General features: G+C 35.1%; 1 protein-coding gene. It reads right to left on the bottom strand.

From position 1 onward, the window contains the following. Positions 1-1341: group II intron reverse transcriptase/maturase (gene ltrA, locus E6X30_RS10285; protein ID WP_316336198.1), on the bottom strand; the 1341-nt coding region annotated here is incomplete at its 3' end. Positions 1342-1784: the final 443 nt, after the last annotated feature.

Raw genomic sequence — 1784 nt, 5'->3', positions numbered from 1 at the left:
ATATTTATTATGAAGTGATTTACTTAGAATTGGGCTACCGGAGATTTTCCAGTGGCCTTTTCTTGTATTGGCATATTCCCATGCCTTCCAATTATCGATTCCTAATTTCACTAAATTTCTATATCTAGTTCTAATCTTCTTCCATTGCTTCCATATGCAAGCACGTAGTCTCCTTCTAATCCATTTATCTAGTTCCAACAGCTTCCGCTTAGCGTTAGCTATTCCAAAATAATTAATCCATCCTTTAATAGAATCATTTAGTTTAAGTAATCTTAAATCCATAGATATTCCTCTGTTTCTATTAGTTATGGACTTTACCTTCTCTTTAAATCTTTTAATTGATTTCTCATGTATTCTTATTTTGGCTACGCCTTTAACGAAATAAAATGAAAATCCTAAAAACTTTCTTTTACTTACAATATCAACTGCACTCTTATCTTTATTTACTTTTAATTTAAGTTCATTTTCAATAATTCTTGTTATAGAATCCATTACCCTCAAACCCGCTCTTTTACTCTTGACATATATGTTGCAATCATCGGCATATCTACAAAACTTATGCCCTCTTTTCTCAAGTTCCTTATCAACATCGTCTAGCATTATATTTGCTAACAATGGGCTAAGTGGCCCACCTTGTGGCGTTCCTTCTTCACTTGATACTTTAATTCCATTTATAAGAACTCCACTTTCTAGATATTTTCTTATAAGTTTCAGAAGTCTTTTATCTTTAATTTTCTTTTCAAGTTTCCCCATTAGTATGTTATGGTTCACTTTATCAAAGAATTTTTCTAAGTCCATATCGACAACCCACTTATATCCTTGATTTATATATGTTTCTGATTGTTTAATAGCATTCTTTGCACCTCTATTAGGTCTGAATCCGAAACTACTTTCAGAGAAAGTAGGCTCGTATAATTTACTAAGTACTTGTGCAATGGCTTGTTGAATCATTCTATCCTGTACTGTTGGTATTCCAAGTGATCTTACTCCTCCATCAGGCTTTGGAATTTCTACTCTCCTTACTGGAGATGGATTATATTTTCCCTCTAGCAGTTTAGTTTTAACTGTAGCCCAAGTCTTTTTGACATGATCTCGAAGTTCATCGGTTTTCATGCCATCAATTCCATAGCTACCTTTATTTCTAATTACTCTATACATTGCTTCAAGCATATTATTTCTTTCAAGCACATCTTCAAGTAACCTACTAGTATCAAATAACTCATCGTTTACGCTTTCTCTATTTAATAAATCTACGATTTTACTCTGCACCTTCTGTTTATCTCGAACTTCCATTTCTACCTCCACAGTCAGATTCCTTATGGGAATTTCTGCTTTCTTCATAATTCTTAGATTTATCAAAGTTGTAAACCTTCTAATGTTCAGTCCTTCCCTTCGCTATCGCGATTAGCGAAAGTACTATGACGTCTGCTGACTTCTGATAATTCAGCTATATATCACTATATAGGTTATCAATTTCGAAATTTCATCTACTTATTGATGTATTATCAGACCTCCCCAGGTAAGAACGTACACTTTCCCTTCATCTATCTGCCACATCTACTTAATCAGTTTTCGGATAGTTATTGGGCTTTGCTTTGTTAAGCAAGCTTACCCACTAAATTAAGCCTCATGTGATTCGTGTTCCTCAGACCAAAGGTTTGCCGCCGACTTCCTTCAGATTCTACCTCACGATAGACACCCTTGTCTTAAGCTATACGGTTGGCACTATCAGCCCCCGTTACGGACTTTCACCGATTAGTGTACGCCCATGCTGGGCGCACTTA

This window comes from Dermabacter sp., assembly GCF_032550575.1.
In the GTDB taxonomy this organism is placed as follows: domain Bacteria; phylum Actinomycetota; class Actinomycetes; order Actinomycetales; family Dermabacteraceae; genus Dermabacter; species Dermabacter hominis.
The sequence above is the reverse complement of the archived record's forward strand: the minus strand, read 5'-3'. Positions and strand labels throughout refer to the sequence as shown.